Annotated in this window: 12 protein-coding genes; 7 read left to right on the forward strand and 5 right to left on the reverse strand. The window is 69.4% G+C overall.

What is annotated here, in order from left to right; all coding sequences use genetic code 11:
- Nucleotides 1-108: 108 nt before the first annotated feature.
- The 3 genes from HDA40_RS23115 to pknB are packed head-to-tail and all read left to right on the forward strand — an operon-like array spanning nt 109 to nt 4,723.
- Nucleotides 109-1,611: a peptidoglycan D,D-transpeptidase FtsI family protein gene (locus HDA40_RS23115; protein WP_253759283.1), complete on the forward strand. Its 1,503-nt coding sequence runs from the start codon at nt 109-111 to the stop codon at nt 1,609-1,611.
- Complete coding sequence (locus HDA40_RS23120) at nt 1,611-3,020, forward strand: serine/threonine-protein kinase (protein WP_253759285.1); 1,410 nt, start codon at nt 1,611-1,613, stop codon at nt 3,018-3,020. The genes HDA40_RS23115 and HDA40_RS23120 overlap by 1 nt, the downstream gene beginning before the upstream one ends.
- Nucleotides 3,017-4,723, forward strand: coding sequence for a Stk1 family PASTA domain-containing Ser/Thr kinase (gene pknB / locus HDA40_RS23125; protein WP_253759287.1), 1,707 nt, complete (start codon nt 3,017-3,019; stop codon nt 4,721-4,723). Before HDA40_RS23120 ends, pknB begins: the two co-directional genes overlap by 4 nt.
- Before the next feature lie 14 nt (nt 4,724-4,737).
- Here pknB and HDA40_RS23130 read toward each other — a convergent pair whose 3' ends face one another.
- The 4 genes from HDA40_RS23130 to HDA40_RS23145 form a co-directional block, all read right to left on the reverse strand.
- Nucleotides 4,738-5,400 (reverse strand): aminodeoxychorismate/anthranilate synthase component II, encoded by a 663-nt coding sequence (locus HDA40_RS23130; RefSeq protein WP_253759290.1) that lies wholly within the window; start codon nt 5,398-5,400, stop codon nt 4,738-4,740.
- A 2-nt stretch (nt 5,401-5,402) separates the two neighbouring features.
- Nucleotides 5,403-5,672, reverse strand: coding sequence for a hypothetical protein (locus HDA40_RS23135; RefSeq protein ID WP_253759292.1), 270 nt, complete (start codon nt 5,670-5,672; stop codon nt 5,403-5,405).
- Nucleotides 5,673-5,676: 4 nt separating this feature from the next.
- Nucleotides 5,677-6,696, reverse strand: coding sequence for a class E sortase (locus tag HDA40_RS23140; protein WP_253759294.1), 1,020 nt, complete (start codon nt 6,694-6,696; stop codon nt 5,677-5,679).
- 569 nt (nt 6,697-7,265) lie between these two features.
- A complete protein-coding gene (locus tag HDA40_RS23145) occupies nt 7,266-8,075 on the reverse strand; it encodes a DUF881 domain-containing protein (RefSeq protein WP_253759296.1) in 810 nt (269 codons plus the stop codon).
- A 139-nt stretch (nt 8,076-8,214) separates the two neighbouring features.
- Here HDA40_RS23145 and HDA40_RS23150 point away from each other — a divergent pair, with 139 nt between their 5' ends.
- A complete protein-coding gene (locus HDA40_RS23150; RefSeq protein ID WP_253759298.1) occupies nt 8,215-8,478 on the forward strand; it encodes a cell division protein CrgA in 264 nt (87 codons plus the stop codon).
- 67 nt (nt 8,479-8,545) lie between these two features.
- Here HDA40_RS23150 and HDA40_RS23155 read toward each other — a convergent pair whose 3' ends face one another.
- Nucleotides 8,546-11,161: a M4 family metallopeptidase gene (locus tag HDA40_RS23155; protein ID WP_253759300.1), complete on the reverse strand. Its 2,616-nt coding sequence runs from the start codon at nt 11,159-11,161 to the stop codon at nt 8,546-8,548.
- Nucleotides 11,162-11,362: 201 nt separating this feature from the next.
- On the opposite strand from HDA40_RS23155, the gene HDA40_RS23160 reads away from it, so the two are divergent.
- From HDA40_RS23160 to HDA40_RS23170, 3 genes are read left to right on the forward strand one after another with little or no spacing between them, the layout of a single operon-like run.
- Entirely contained in the window at nt 11,363-13,498 is a 2,136-nt protein-coding gene (locus HDA40_RS23160; protein WP_253759301.1) for a (Fe-S)-binding protein, read from the forward strand.
- A 48-nt stretch (nt 13,499-13,546) separates the two neighbouring features.
- Entirely contained in the window at nt 13,547-14,842 is a 1,296-nt protein-coding gene (locus HDA40_RS23165; RefSeq protein ID WP_253763752.1) for a hemolysin family protein, read from the forward strand.
- 14 nt (nt 14,843-14,856) lie between these two features.
- Nucleotides 14,857-15,843: a hemolysin family protein gene (locus HDA40_RS23170; RefSeq protein WP_275979277.1), complete on the forward strand. Its 987-nt coding sequence runs from the start codon at nt 14,857-14,859 to the stop codon at nt 15,841-15,843.
- Nucleotides 15,844-15,881 lie beyond the last annotated feature (38 nt).

A 15,881-nucleotide genomic window follows, 5' to 3' on the forward strand; every position in this document is an offset into this window, starting at 1 on the left:
GCTGCCCGGCACGGCCGAGCAGCCGATCATCGGCGGTGAGGCCGGTGACATCGACGCCGACGCTGAGACGGAAATGATCGACTCGCCGTCCCGCCCGAAGGAGAACCCGTGAACGCCCCACTACGCCGCGTCGGAGTGGTCGCGATGGTCCTCTTCGGCCTGCTGTTCGCGAACCTGAACTTCGTGCAGTGGCACAAGGCCAATGACTATCGGACCAGCCAGTACAACGGCCGGGTGCAGGTCGCCGAGTACGACCGGCAGCGCGGCGTGATCCAGGTCAGCGGCAAACCCGGAGCGCAGTCGATCACCACCGACGACAGCCTGAAGTTCCTCCGGCAGTACCCGTACAAGGCCGAATTCGCCCACGTCATCGGTTACAAGCCGGTCAACGGCGAGGCGACCGGCATCGAGTACATCGAGAACGAGTTCCTCGCCGGGACGAGCGACCAACTGTTCGCCGACCGGCTGCGCGACCTCTGGTCGAACGAGAAGACGCCCGGCGGCAACGTCGTGACGACGCTGTCACTGCGCGCGCAGCAGACCGCGTACAAGGAGCTGCTCAACAACGCGAACGACGCCAAGGTCGGCTCGGTGGTGGCCCTCGACCCCACCACCGGCGCGGTGCTCACCATGGTCTCCACGCCGAGCTACGACCCGAACCTGCTGGTCAGCCATGACACCAAGGCGGCCAACTCGGCGTACGACAGGCTCGCCGCCGACCCGAGCCAGCCGCTGCTGAACCGCGCGGTCAAGGAGACGTACGCGCCCGGCTCCATCTTCAAGGTGATCGACTCGGCGGCCGCCCTCGAACGCGGCTACACGATGAACACCTCGATCCCGGCGGGCTCCTCCTACACCGCACCCGGCACGACGCACGCGATCAAGAACGCGGCGCCCTCGATCTGCCCGGAGGCGCAGGTCACCCTGATCGAGGCGCTGACGGAGTCGTGCAACACCGGCTTCGCCCAGTTGGGCGTGGCGCTCGGACCGCAGGCCCTCGCCGACACCGCCGACTCCTTCGGCTTCGGTGACGACAGCCTGCGCGTCGGGCAGCTCGGCAAGGACAACGGGATGCTGGTCGCCCCGAGTCAGGTGGGCAAGCTGACCACCGACAGCGGCGGCCCGGACCAGCCGATCATCGCCCAGACGGCGATCGGCCAGGCCGACGTGCGGGTCACCCCGATGCAGGCGGCGCTCATGGCGGCGACCGTCGCCAACGGCGGGGTCCAGATGCGGCCGTATCTCGTCCAGCAGTTGCTCGGCCCGGACCTCACGCCGTATGACATCGCCTCGCCGCGCCAGCTGCGGACGGCCTGCACCCAGGGCGTTGCGCAGAGCCTGCAGGCGATGATGGTCAGCGTCGTGGAGAACGGCACGGGCAAGAAGGCGCAGATCGACGGCTACGTCGTCGGCGGTAAGACCGGCACGGCCCAGAACGCCGAAAATGCGAAGGACCACGGTTGGTTCATCGGCTTCGCGATGAAGGACGGCAAGCCCCTGGTGGCAGTGGCCGTGCTGCTGGCGAACGCCGGTTCGGGGGGTAGCGGCGAGGCCGCACGCATCGGCGGACAGGTCATGAAGGCCGTCATCGCCGACCGGGGAGGTAAGTGATGGTGTCCCCAGGGACGCTGCTGAGTGGGCGATACCGGCTCGACGAGCGGATCGCCACCGGCGGCATGGGCGACGTTTGGCGGGGGACCGACGAGACACTCGGACGCACCGTCGCGATCAAGATCCTGCTCCCGGCGCTCCTCGAGGAGCCCGGGTTCTCGGAGCGCTTCCGGTTGGAGGCGCGCACCATGGCAACGATCAACCACCCTGGCGTCGTCGACATCTATGACTACGGCAGCGACCAGCAGGTGGCCTATCTCGTGATGGAGTATGTGGAGGGAGACGCGCTCTCGCGTACTCTCGCGCGCGTCGGGCGGCTCACGCCCGCGCGCACCATGGCGCTCATCGCGCAGGCCGCGGAGGCTCTGGAAGCCGCGCACCTCAAGGGGATCGTCCATCGCGACGTCAAACCCGGCAATCTGCTGGTACGCGCGAACGGCACCCTCGTGCTCACCGACTTCGGCATCGCCCGCTCCGCGGTCGCCTCGCAGTTGACGGCGGCCGGCGCGGTGCTCGGCACGGCGTCGTACCTGGCCCCGGAGCAGGCGTCGGGGCAGACGGCGACGACGGCGTCCGACATCTACTCGCTCGGCGTCGTGGCGTACCAGTGCCTGTCGGGCCGGCGGCCGTTCGACGGGGACAACCCGATCGAGATCGCGATGAAGCACGTCCGGATGACGCCGCCCGCGTTGCCGCCGGACGTGCCGCCCGCCGTACGCGCGATCGTCGAACGCGCGATGGCGAAGGATCCGTCGGCTCGGTGGCCCAGCGCGGCGATCTTCGCGGCCGCTTCACGCCAGGCAGCTGCCGTCCTCAGCAGCGAACAGTCCGGCCGGGCGGCCTCGCCGAGCGCACCCGTGTCGCCGGTGCCCTATTCGCCCGCGCCGTCGTCGCCGGGCCGTCCGCCGGTTCGCCCCGTGACGGGCAGCCCGGTCGGGACCGGCGTCGGCACCGGCGTGCCGCAACGCGTACCGGGGCAGCCGGGCCAGCCGATGCGACCGGCCGCTCGGGTCAGTGTTCCGGCAGGTCCGGCCCCTGTCTCGCCGTTGGGTGCCACCGGTGTCGCGACCGGTCCGCGCACGTCTCCGGGGTACGCTGCCCCTCAGGCCCCGAGTAGCGGCGGCTGGCGTACCTTTTGGATGATTTTGTTGGTTTTTCTGGCTATGGCTGCCATCGTGGCCATTGCCGCGTTCATCGGGTACACCGTCACCCGGAACACGACGGCGAGTGGTACGGCTCACACATCCACCGTCACGAACGTGACAAGACAGGCAAACATTTGGCAAGCTGACTCGGCCCGAGCAAACCTGGCCGAGACTTCGGCCGCGACCGCGGTGAGGGCGATCGCGACCGACACGGCAGGATCTCTGGTCCTGGCGCCGACGAGCGAAGGACGACGGACGAGATGACGCAGGCCCGGCTGCTGGGTGGCAGGTACCAGGTCGGCGAGCTGCTCGGCTACGGCGGCATGGCGGAAGTGCACCGCGGGCGCGATCTGCGCCTCGGCCGGGACGTCGCGATCAAGATGCTCCGCACCGACCTCGCCCGGGACAACACGTTCCAGATGCGCTTCCGGCGGGAGGCGCAGAACGCGGCCGCCCTGAACCACCCGGCGATCGTGGCCGTCTACGACACCGGCGAGGAGCGCGCGCCGACCGGCGAGGCCCTGCCCTACATCGTCATGGAGTTCGTGCCGGGCCGGACGCTCAAGGAGGTGCTCGCCGCCGAAGGGCGGCTGATGCCCCGCCGGGCGCTGGAGATCACCGGCGACATCTGCGCCGCCATCGAGTTCAGCCACCGGCACGGCATCATCCACCGCGACATCAAGCCCGGCAACGTCATGCTGACGCCGCAGGGCCAGGTCAAGGTGATGGACTTCGGCATCGCCCGCGCGCTGGCAAGCGGCGCGACGACGATGACGCAGACCTCGGCGGTCATCGGCACCGCGCAGTACCTGTCGCCGGAGCAGGCCCGCGGCGAAGCCGTCGACGCCCGATCCGACGTGTACGCCACCGGCTGCGTACTCTTCGAACTTCTCTGCGGGCATCCGCCGTTCGTCGGCGACTCGCCCGTCGCCGTGGCGTACCAGCATGTTCGAGAAGACCCGCCGCCGCCCTCGAACACCAACCGGGACGTGACGCCGGATATCGACGCGGTCGTCCTCAAGGCGCTGGCCAAGAACCCCGCGAACCGCTACCAGTCCGCCGCGGAGATGCGTGCGGACGTGCTGCGCGCGGCGAACGGGCGCCCGGTGCTGGCGACGCCCGTGATGCGCGAGGACGAGACCCTGCCGCTGAACGCCGCGACGACGCGCACGGGTGCGGCGCGCAACGGCGCCCGTGTCGGTACGTCCAAGCGCAAGAAGACCTCGGGCGCGCTCATCGCGCTGCTATCGTTCCTCGGCGTTCTGGCCGTGATCGCCGTGACCGTCGGCCTCGTGCTGCTCAACCAGCCGACCAGGGTCGGCGTGCCGTCGGTCATCGGCAAGACGTACGCCGAAGCGCAGTCCGAGCTGACCACGCTCGGCTTCAAGACGAGTCCGGGCGAACCGATCACCAGCGACACCTGTGACAAGGACAAGGTCGCGGACCAGACGCCGAAGGGCGGGCAGAAGGCCGACAAGGACTCGACGGTGACGCTCCACGTCTGCACCGGGCCGGGCCAGGTCCAGGTGCCGAACCTGGACGGGCTCACCAAGACGAGCGCGGAGCAGCTGCTGACCCAGTTCGGTCTCAAGGCCGAGTTCAAGCCGGTCGACAGCGACAAGCCGGCGGACTCGGTGATCTCCTACAGCCCCGGCAAGGGCACGACTGTGGAGAAGAACTCCACGGTGACGGTGCAGATCTCCAGGGCCAACCGGGTGGCCGTGCCGGACGTCGTCGGCATGCGGGACAGTGACGCCTGCGCCAAGCTCAAGGAAGCCGGGCTCACCTGCCAGATCAGCCAGGGCAAGGCGGTCTCCGATCCGAGCAAGGCCGACCTCGTGAGCAGCCAGAGCATCAAGAAGGACACGGTCGTCGACAAGAACACGAAGGTCGTGATCCGGGTCGACTACCTCGAGCAGACGAACCCGACGGAGACCGCGTCGCCGACCCCGACGACGACGGGCTGACCAGGGGCCGTTTCTCAGGCCGCGAAGGCGGCCAGGCGACGCTCGTCGACCTCGGCGGCCAGCGCCTTCGCCGGTTCCAGCGCGTCTCGGAAACCGCAGGCGGCGAGCCAGTTCGCCAGCATGAGATGGCCGCCCTCGGTGAGGACGGACTCGGGGTGGAACTGGACTCCCTCGATCGGCAGCGTCCGGTGCCGCATGGCCATCACGACGCCACGGCCGCCGTCGGGAGCGACCGTCCATCCGGTCACCTCGATCTCGTCCGGCAGCGTGGACTCCACGACCGCCAGCGAGTGGTAGCGCGTCGCGGTGAACGGCTCCGGCAACCCTTCGAGTACGCCCGTGTTCAAGTGCGTCACGAGCGAGGTCTTGCCGTGCAGGAGCTCCGGCGCGCGGTTCACCGTCGCCCCGAAGGCCGCGCCGAACGCCTGATGACCGAGGCATACGCCGAAGATCGGCACGTCGCCACCGCATTCGCGGAGAACGTCGAGGCAGATCCCCGCGCTCTCCGGGGCGCCGGGGCCGGGGGAGAGCAGGATGCCGTCCGCGCCGAGCCGGGCCGCCTCGGCGACGCTGATCTCGTCGTTGCGGCGTACGTCGCACTCGACGCCCAACTGGCCGAGGTACTGCACCAGGTTGTAGACGAACGAGTCGTAGTTGTCGATCACGAGAACGCGCATGGTCACCCCACCGTGCTCGGAGACGGAATCGCGGTCGCCGACGGACCGGCGGAATGCGTCGGCACCGGGTTGTTGGTCTCGGTGTCGTAGGGGATCACGTCCTGCCCCGGGACGATCTCGCCGACCTGGACGTCGTCGAAGGGCAGCAACGGCTCGGCCCAGGGGAACGCGAAGAACCACATCAGGGCGCACAGTCCGGCGACGGCGGCCACGCACGTCGAGAGCCGGACCCAGAGCGGTCCTGGCAGGTGTCGCCAGATCCACGCGTACATCTGCTCAGCCCTTCAGTTCCGCGGGCGGGCCGTCGGCCCGGGGCCGCTCGGATCCGTCGACCAGGGCGGCGTGAATGATCAGCCGCTGGTAATTGTCCCACTTGGGATTGCAGGTGGTCAGGGTCAGGAACCGGTCCAGGGACACGGTCGGATTCCCCGGCGTCACCTTGTCGTTGGTCGCCTTGGCGGCCGCCTTGACCTCGGGCGGATTCGGCGAGACCACCTCGACCTGGGTCGGTTTGACGACCCGGGTCTTCACCACCGCGTAGACGTACCAGGTCGTCCGGGTCTCGACGACGATCTTGTCGCCGACCTGCAGTTTGTCCAAGTCCCAGAAGACCGAGCGCATCCTGTGCCCGGCCATGGAGAAGTTGCCGTCCTGGCCCGGCATCGCGCTCTTCGGGTAGTGGCCGGGCGCGTACCGGATGTCGGCCGGGCTGACGCCCTGGACGACGACCCAGTGCTTGTCGAGCCGCGGGATGTACAGCCGGGCGATCGCGTCACCTGGCGGTGCGGCCAGCGTATTCGTGGCCGGGCTGCTACTCGGCGAGCTGGTCGGGGTGTCCCAGGCCTGAGCCAGCTGCTGATTGAGGTCGTTCTGGTGGGAGTCGACGATCGCCGCCTTGCCCCACACCTCGTACGCCGCGAAGAGCAGCAGCACGAGGCCACACGTGATGAGCAGCTCACCTGTCGTCCGCAGGGTGGTCCGGATCACCGATCCGACGGTGACCCGGGTGTAATCGGCGTACGCGGAGGCGTACACGTCCTTGCGGCGTACGGCGCGGATGGGCGCTCCGGAGTCGTCCCGGTCGCGGGCCGGCTTGCCGGAGTCGTCGGCGTCGGCCGGGACCACGTCGGGGATCTTGCCGATCAGCGACGTCTCGTCGACGCGCGGAATGACCGTGGTGGCGTCGGCGGCCGGGATACGCGGAATCGTGGTCGTCGCGTCGTCGGCGACCGGCTGTCCGCTGACCGGCTGTCCGCTGGCCGGTTGGCCGCTTACCCGAGCGGCGCTCACTGGCATCGGACCTGGTGGCGGGCCCGCCGGAGTACGGCTAGGCGGCATCGCTGCGGCCGGCGGCACGACGGGCAGGACAGTCGTCGCATCCGCCGCTTCCGGCCGGCCCGCTGGCACCGGACCCGGAGCCTGAGCCTGAGCCGGCGCCGGCCGGCCCTGGTTCATCGGATGTGCCGGGCTCACGGGTTGTGCCGGGCTCACCGGCTGCGGCGGGCTCACCGGCTGCGGCGGGCCGGCTGGCGGTGCCCACGGGCTCACCGGCTGTCCCGGGCTGACTGGCTGTCCCGGGCTCACCGGCTGTCCCGGGCTGACTGGCTGTCCCGGGCTCACTGGCTGTCCCGGGCTCACTGGCTGTCCCGGGCTGACCGGCTGTCCCGGGCTGACCGGCTGTCCCGGGCTCACCGGCTGTCCCGGGCTCACTGGTTGAGCCGGTCGCGTCGGCTGCCCAGGGTTTACCGGCTGCTCGGGATTCACCGGTTGCCCGGGGCTCACCGGCTGGGCCGGATCGACGGACTCCCCGGTGATCCGCGGGATGATCGTCGTCTCGTCGTTGGAATCGGGGGCGCGGTGCCGGCTCATCGGGCCACCTCGGCGTGGGTGAGATCGGTGGACCCCGTGTACGCGGGTGCGACGATCTCCGATTCGGAGACGACCTGGTAGCCCAGCCCGTAGTCGCGGACGGCGTCCTGGAAGGCGCGTACGCCAGGCTCGGCGTCGAGAGCGGCGTGGAGCCGGCTCGGGTCGCCGATGGCCTTGATGACGAAGGGCGGGGAGTAGACCTGGCCCTCCAGCAGGATGGTGTTCCCGACGCAGCGGACCGCGCTCGTCGAGATGATGCGTACGCCCATGATCGTCATCGCCTCCGCGCCGCCGGCCCACAGTGCGTTGACCACGGACTGGACGTCTTGCTGGTGGACGACCAGGTCGTCGTTGGTGGCCCCGTCCGGGCGGCTGTTGCCGGCGCTGGCCGGCGCGTCGTTGAGGCGGACGGTGAGGCCGGGACCTTTGAGCGCGGTCAGCCCGGCCGCCCGGCGGCGGGCCTCGGCCTGTGCGCGCGCCTGCGCGATGGGGGTGTCCGAGCCGGCCAGATTGCCGGTCAAGTCATCGACCTCGGTACGCAGTCGTGAGGCGGTCGCTTGTTCCTCAGCGATTCGCGCCTGTTGTTCGGTGATCACTTGAGCCATTTGCGGTCGGCGATCTTCCCGGAGGTCGGTCCCGGAGGCGATGTTCGCGCTGGTGGTGAACAGCACCCCCGCCGCGACCATGATCGCGGGTACGCCGACAGACCAGCCGAGGGACCTCCCGGCACGGCGGCGAGGCCGTAGGATACCCACTGCTCGCCCAACCGCCCGACGCCACGACGAGGAGCCGGATGTGTACTCCACCACTCCCCCTTCTCGTCATGGCGTGTCGATGTGACTACGCTAGCTGTTGAACATTATTCAGGCCGGTCCGCGCCGTCATCCTCCGGTGCGGTGACCCGGTCCCGGAATTCGGGTCAAACCAGCCCCAGGGAGAACTACGGTGCCGAAGTCGCAGGTCCGCAAGAAGAAGGTCTACACGCCGCCGACCGACGTGCGGCCCACCGCTGCGATGGCCGACAAGCGGCCGAGCCCGATCTGGCTGCCGATCACCGCAGTGACGCTGATTGTTCTGGGTATCGCCTGGCTCGTCGTCTACTACCTCTCGCAGGGGGAGTATCCCGTATTGAGCTGGAACTACTGGAACATCGCGGTCGGTTTCGGGGCGATGGTCGTCGCGCTCGGCCTGCTCTCCAAGTGGCGTTGATCCGGTCATAGCTCACGAAGGGCCCCACAGCAGTGCTGTGGGGCCCTTTCTTTTCGCTGTCTGTCTGCTATCTGCGGGGCAGGCTCGTCGCGCAACCCCTGGCCCGAACGCTGAAGATCGGGTACGCCGACTTCTGGCATGAGACCGGGGCGTACGGGGCGATGGACAGATCGGTCCAGTCCCCGGCGACTCCCGTGTTCGACACGGCGCGAACCTTGACGGTCCGAGCCACGGCGGGCTCGGTCGTGGTCACCGTGAAGCCGGTCTGCGTGCCCGCGACCGAGGTCGGCCCACCCGTCAGCGCGGGACTGTACTGGAACTCCCAGTGATCCAGCGACTGCCCGGCCGGCAGGTACGCCGCGGCCAGCGTGCTGACGACGACGTTCGTTCCGTCGTAGTACGCGTACCCGGTGGGCGCCGACGGCCGCGCGGCACACGTGTACGCCCGGAAGTCGTCGAGGTACCAGTCGTACGAGTTCGTGTTACCGGCGTTGACCGCCAGGACGAAGCGGAGCCGCACCGACTTGCCAGCCCAGCTCGTGAGGTCGAGGCGGACGTCGGAGTACCCCGTCGTCTGGGCGAGCTGAGCGGGTCCGACTGCGGCGGGCAATGCGGCCCACGCGCCGCCGTCGACGCTGGCCTGGACCCTCGTCGAGGCGCCGGTGCTAGCGTCGAGCGCGGCCTGCTGGAAGTGCACGTAGGTGTTGCCCGTCGCCGGAACCGTGATGGACTGCGGCATCGTCGCGGTCGTGCCGTTCCCGGTCGTGCTCGGAGCCCATCCGTTCAGCGAGCCGGTGCCGACTGCGGCGTACTGGTACCGGGCCACGTCCGACGGGATGTTCAGCCAGTTGTAGGTGTTGCTGACCGGCCAGGTGCCCGGCTTCTCGAAGCCGTCGTAGTAGATCGTGTCGACGGGCTGGGCTGCCGACGTGGGGCACAGGGCAACCTTGGTGAGGCCGGCTGCCGCCTGGTTCCGCATGCCGGTCTGGCTGATCACGGGCTCCAGGTTGGCGCAGTCGGTCGGTGTGAAGCCGAAGTGGCCGACGAGCTGCGTACAGGCGGAGGTGAGCGCCGTCGCCAGCGTTCCGTAGTCCGCGGCGGACGGCAGCAGGTGCATGACCCGCCACCACAGCTGCGCCGATTTCGCGTTGCCGATGCCGTTCGGCCCGGCGGCGATCAGGTACGCCGCGTAGTTGGCCACGCCGGAGTTGGTGTGGACACCACCGCTGTCGTCCTCCCCGTTGTCCCAGTTTGTGCCGCCGACCGTCTTGGGCTGCCCGTACAGATTCGGGTTGTCCATGCTGCGCAGCGTCCCGATCGAGCTGGGCAGATCCTCGCCGAGTTGCCACTTCAGGCTCGGGTTGGCCTCGTTCACCGCGGTGTACTGCTGGTCGACGAACTCGCCCATGATGTCCGAGAGCGCCTCGTTGAGGGCGCCCGACTGGTACGCGTACAGCAGGTGCGAGGAGTACTCGGTCACCCCGTGCGTGTACTCGTGGGCGACCACGTCGTCGGTGGCGAACCCGTCGCCGAAGACGAACTGGGTGCCTTCCCAGAAGGCGTTCCGGAACGGGCACCGGGCCACGTCACAGACCCGGACGGTGGCCTGCAGCTGGGCGCCGTGGCCGTCGAACGAGTCGACGCCGAAGTTCGCCTTGTAGAAGTCGTAGGTCGCGCCGAGCATGTCGTACACCTTGTTGACCTCGGCGACGGTGCTGACCGCACCGCCCTCCTTACGCGTGGTGCTCTTCGCTCCCAGGGTGGTCGACGGCGTGCAGCGGTAAGCCGCCGCGTTGTTGGTGTCCACCTTCGTCCCGGCGAGGTCGCAGACGATCCGGCTGCGGGCGCTCTGCCGGTCCGACATGGTCAGCCGAGCGGTGCCGTCGAGCGCGTCCACGAGCACCGTCGCGACCTCGCCGCCGTCGGTGGCCGTGATCGCGACCTGCCAGGTCGGGCGCAGGCTCGCGGCGCCCGGGGCGCCGATCAGCGTCGGGTCGTACAGCGCCAGTTGCGGCCGGCCCGCCGTCAAGGTCGCGGCCGGTACGCCGGTCTCGGTGGCGGCTGCGGTCAGTGCCGTCGTCGCCGCGGCCGCGGCCGGAACGGTCGCCTTGGTGCTGACCGGGGAGAGCCCGGACGTCTCGGCGATCGCCGACCGGACCAGCTTGCCGTGGCTGGTCACCACGATCTGGCCGCCCAGGATCGGCAGTCCGCCGGCAGTCTGCTGGTAGCGGTTGACCGTGTCGCCGCCGGGTAGCGCCGCGGTCTGCGTCTTGCTCAGCGAATGCGCGTCGGTGAGACCGAAGGCGGCCGCATACCGGACGGTGAAGGCGTCCGCTCCACCGGTCGTCAGTGACTTGCCGGTGTCGGCGGTGGCGGCCGTGACCGCCCCGTCGGCGACGACGATGGTGTTCTTCCCATTTCCGGCCGTACGCAGTTCCCGGATGCCGGCCGTGGCCGACATCGATCCCTTGGGCGGCGTTTGACTGCGCTCGCGGCCGGCAGAGGTGTTCGAGGTCGTCGAGGTAGCGGTGCTCTCCGCAACGGCGGAATCGCCGGCGCTGCTGTTCGCGGGGGCGGGCGACGAAGTCGCGACGGGGGCGTCGTCTGGGACGGCGCTCGCCGTGGCGACCCCGGCCAACGCCACGCCCGCGGCGAGGAGCGCCACGCGGGTGCGTGATCTCAAGGCTGGTCCTACCAGAGGGGTGAGGGAGAGGATTCCGCCAGATTCTAAGTGTGCGAATCAACCCGCGCTGCCCCGCCGACGCCCACTGCACGTGCGGTCCTCGTAGTCTGACCGTACGCTGTGGCGTAGTAGACGTTACTGGCGGGTAACCTAGACGGTAGGCTGAGCGGCACTGGAGCCGAGCAGAACGAGGAGTGGTGCATGGGCGGCGTGCAGATCGTCACCACGATCGGGGCTTTCGCGATCACCGCGGTCGCGGTCTTCCTGGTCGTACGCGCGGTGCGCAGCATGCTGGCGGTGATCCGGCTGGGCCAGCCCGACCCGACGCGTACGGGGAACAAGGGTGAGCGCCTGAAGGTCATGCTCGCCGAGACCGTGGGTCACACTCGGATGCTGAAATGGACCGCGGTCGGTGTCGCGCACTGGTTCGTCATGGTCGGCTTCATCCTGCTCTCCTCGCTCGTGCTCGAGGCGTACTGGGAGGTCGTCACGCCGACCGGCGAACTGCCGATCATCGGCCACTGGGGCCTGTTCGGCGTGGTCACCGAGTGGGTCGGCGTCCTCGGCATCCCGGCGATCCTCTACCTGATGGCGATCCGGCTGACGAACCGGCCCAACCGGCCCGGCCGCCGCTCCCGGTTCGCGGGCTCCACGATGTGGCAGGGCTACTTCGTCGAGTGGGTCGTCCTGCTGGTCCTGGTGATGGGCGTGCTCATCCGGGGATTCAAGGCCGCCAACGGGCACCTGCCCTACCCGGTCTGGGCGGCTCCGGTCAGCCACGGCCTCGGCGAGATCCTGCCGGCCAGCGCCGCGGCCGTGTCGATCATCGCCATGATCAAGATCGCCGTCTCGATGATCTGGGTCATCGTCATCAGCCTGAACCTCACGATGGGCGTGGCCTGGCACCGGTTCGCCGCGTTCTTCAACATCTTCTTCAAGCGCAGCGGCACCGAGCGCCCGGCCCTCGGCGCGCTCAAGCCGATGGTCGACAGCACCGGCCAGCCGCTGAACTTCGAGGAGGCGGATCCGGAGAAGGACCTCTTCGGCGTCGCCCAGGTCGAACAGTTCACCTGGAAGGGCCTGCTCGACTTCACCACATGCACGGAGTGCGGCCGCTGCCAGTCGCAGTGCCCGGCCTGGAACACCGCCAAGCCCCTGTCGCCGAAGCTGCTCATCACCAGCCTCCGCGATCACGCGTACGCCAAGGCCCCGTATCTGCTCGCCGACGAGAGCCACCGGGACCTCGACGTCCTGGCACTCGCCCGGGCGGAGAGCGAGCGTCCGCTGATCGGCGGCGCCGACCTCAACGGCGTGATCGACCCGGACGTGCTGTGGTCGTGCACCACCTGCGGGGCGTGCGTCGAGCAGTGCCCGGTCGACATCGAGCACGTCGACCACATCGTCGATATGCGCCGCTACCAGGTCATGATCGAGTCCAGCTTCCCGGCCGAGGCCGGCGTCATGCTGCGGAACCTCGAGAACAAGGGCAACCCGTGGGGCGCCCCGCCGAACACTCGCGAGGACTGGACCAAGGGCCTCGACTTCGCCGTTCCCCGGGTCGCGGAGGGCGCCGAGTTCGAGTACCTGTTCTGGGTGGGCTGCGCGGGCGCGTTCGAGGACAAGGCCAAGAAGACCACCCGCGCGGTGGCGACGCTGCTGAACGAAGCCGGTGTCCAGTTCGCCATCCTCGGCAACAACGAGACCTGTACCGGTGACCCGGCCCGCCGGATCGGCAATGAGTTCGTCTACCAGATGCTCGCCCAGCAGAACGTCGAGACGCTCAAGGAAGCCGGCGTCCTGAAGATCGTGGCGACCTGCCCGCACTGCTTCAACGCCATCGGCAACGAGTACCAGCAGCTCGGCCTGGAGGTCGAGGTCGTGCACCACACCGAGCTGCTGGCCCACCTCGTCAAGACGGGCAAGCTCACCCCGGTCCGCCCGGTCGACGGCGGCCTGACCTACCACGACCCGTGCTACCTCGGCCGGCACAACCGCGTCTTCACCCCGCCCCGCGAGGTGCTCGGCGCGGCCCTCGGCGAGCAGCCCATCCGCGAGATGCAGCGCACCATGGAGCGCTCGTTCTGCTGCGGCGCCGGCGGCGCGCGGATGTGGATGGAGGAGCGGATCGGCAAGCGGATCAACGTGGAGCGGACCGAGGAGGCCGTCGCCACCGGCGCGGCCACCATCGCGGTGGGCTGCCCGTTCTGCTCGACGATGATCACCGACGGGGTGAACACCGTTGGCTCGGGGGAGAAGGTCGAGGTCGTCGACGTCGCCACCGTGCTGCTGCGATCGATCAAGCCGGAGGCGACAGCGGCACCGGCGGCCGCCGAGTAGCCGGCTTGTAAGATCCACGTCATCGACGGTCTACTGCTCACGGTCCTGCTGCCACTGGTGCTCTTCGTGCTCCTGACAGCGGGCAACGCCTTCTTCGTGGCGGCGGAGTTCTCGCTGGTCACGGTGGACCGGGCGGAGATCGACGAGCTTGCCGAGTCCGGCGACAAGCGCGCCCGCACGGTACGCCGTGCGCTGCGCGCCTTGAGCTTCCAGCTCTCCGGGGCGCAGCTCGGCATCACGATCACCGCGCTGCTCACGGGTTACATCGCGCAGCCGGCCTTCGATGTGCTGCTCTCCGGCCTCGGCCTGGGTCAGGCGGTCAACCATGCGATCGCGCTGATCCTGGCCACCCTGCTGTCGATGCTCTTCGGCGAACTCGTCCCGAAGAACGCCGCGCTGGCCAGGCCGATGCCGTTGGCGCTGCGGACCTCCGGACCGCTGCGCGTCTTCTCGCGTACCTTCACGTGGCTCATCGCGGCTCTGAACGGCAGCGCGAACTGGCTGGTCCGCCGGTTGGGGGTCGAGCCACAGGAGGAGCTGGCCAGCGCGCGGTCGCCCGAGGAGCTGGGCCTGCTCGCGGCGATCTCCGCGCGGGCGGGCGCGTTGCCCTCGGACACCGCGCTGGTCCTCCAGCGCACGGTGCGGTTCGGCGAGAAGCGAGCGGCCGAGGCGATGACCCCGCGCGTCGACGTCGTCGGGCTGACCGCGACCGACACGGTGGCCGACCTGATCACGACCTCGATCGAGACCGGGCACAGTCGGTTCCCGGTGTACGAGCAGACGCTGGACCAGGTCACCGGAGTGGTGGAGCTGACCGACGCCCTCGCGGTTCCGCCCCACCGCCGCGCGGTGACCAGCGTGAACGCCGTCGCGCGCGAGCCCGTGCTCGTGCCCGAGTCGCTCGACCTCGACGGAGTGTGGGAAGCGCTCAACGCCGCCCGCGCGGAACTCGCGATCGTCGTCGACGAGTACGGCGGCACCGACGGCGTGGTCACCCTGGAAGATCTGGTCGAGGAGATGGTCGGCGAGATCGCCGACGAACACGACACCGACTGGGTCGACGTCGAGCTGACCGCTCCGGCCGACGCGCGCGAGCACCTGGTCGACGGTGTGCTCCGGGAGGACGAGTTGCGCGAGCAGACCGGCTTCCGGCTGCCTGAGGGCCCCTACGAGACGCTCGCGGGCTTCCTCATGGCTCGGCTCGGGCACATCCCGAGCGTCGGCGAGTCGGTACGCGAGAACGGCTGGGAGTTCACCGTAGTGGAGACCGACCGCCACCGAGTCGAGCAGGTACGCGTCGTCCGCCCCGAACCTGGGGACGACCACGAGGACGATGCAGCGTGACCGGCATCGTGATCATGCTCGTGTTGCTGCTCGGCAACGGGTTCTTCGTCGGCGCCGAGTTCGCCCTGATCGCCTCGCGGCGTACCGTGCTGGAGCCGAAGGCGACCACGTCCCGGCGCGCCCGGTTGGCGTTGACCGCGATGGGCCAGATCCCGCTGATGATCGCGGGCGCGCAGCTCGGCATCCAGATCTGCTCGATCCTCCTCGGCGCGATCGCCGAGCCGGCCATCGCCCACCTGCTCGAAGCGCCGTTCGAGCTGGTCAATCTGCCGGAGCAGCTGGTGCATCCGGTTTCCTTCGTGATCGCGCTGGCGATCGTCGTCTACCTGCATACGGTGCTCGGCGAGATGGTGCCGAAGAACATCACGCTGGCCGGGCCGGAGGCGTCCGTGGTCTGGCTCGGGCCGCCGATGCTGCTCTTCTGCACGGTGACCAAGCCGCTGCTGCTGGTCATGAAGTGGCTGTCCCGGCGCGTCCTCAAACTCTGGCGGATCGACGCGGTGGACTCGGTGAAGTCGGTCTTCACCGCCGAGGAGTTGGCCGGCCTGGTCACCCAGGCCCGCTCGGAAGGGCTGCTCGATCCGGAGCAGCACGCGCGGATCTCCGGCGCGCTGGCGATGCATCAGCGTACGGCGGCCGACGCTTTGCGTCCGTGGACCGAGGTCGACCTGGTCACCGACGACACGTCGCCCGCCTCGCTCGAGGTGCTCGCCACCCGGACCGGCCGGTCCCGATTCCCGGTCGTGCAGCGGCTCAACCGCCGCGTCCTCGGCTTCGTCCACATCAAGGACGTGATCGGGATGAGCGGGGCGGCCCGGCGGGCGCCCATCCCGTCCGACGTGATCCGGCCGCTCGCCGTCGTGCCACCCGAGCGCAGTCTCGCCGAGCTGTTGCTCGCGATGCGTCGCGAACGTCGCCACATGGTGCTGGTCAGCGACGGTCAGCGACCGCTCGGCGTGGTCACCCTGGACGACGTGCTGGCGGCGGTTTCGGGTCGCTGACCGGCTCCCAGCGGTCTTTGAGCGAAGTTGACCGCGAG

Source organism: Hamadaea flava (genome assembly GCF_024172085.1).
Taxonomy (GTDB): domain Bacteria; phylum Actinomycetota; class Actinomycetes; order Mycobacteriales; family Micromonosporaceae; genus Hamadaea; species Hamadaea flava.

Bases quoted from the DNA above. Each gene is read 5' to 3' on its own strand.
- HDA40_RS23140 (WP_253759294.1), bottom strand. From the start codon at position 6,696: ATGCCAGTGAGCGCCGCTCGGGTAAGCGGCCAACCGGCCAGCGGACAG.
- HDA40_RS23120 (WP_253759285.1), top strand. From the start codon at position 1,611: ATGGTGTCCCCAGGGACGCTGCTGAGTGGGCGATACCGGCTCGACGAG.
- HDA40_RS23160 (WP_253759301.1), top strand. From the start codon at position 11,363: ATGGGCGGCGTGCAGATCGTCACCACGATCGGGGCTTTCGCGATCACC.
- pknB (WP_253759287.1), top strand. From the start codon at position 3,017: ATGACGCAGGCCCGGCTGCTGGGTGGCAGGTACCAGGTCGGCGAGCTG.
- HDA40_RS23170 (WP_275979277.1), top strand. From the start codon at position 14,857: ATGCTCGTGTTGCTGCTCGGCAACGGGTTCTTCGTCGGCGCCGAGTTC.
- HDA40_RS23135 (WP_253759292.1), bottom strand. From the start codon at position 5,672: ATGTACGCGTGGATCTGGCGACACCTGCCAGGACCGCTCTGGGTCCGG.
- HDA40_RS23130 (WP_253759290.1), bottom strand. From the start codon at position 5,400: ATGCGCGTTCTCGTGATCGACAACTACGACTCGTTCGTCTACAACCTG.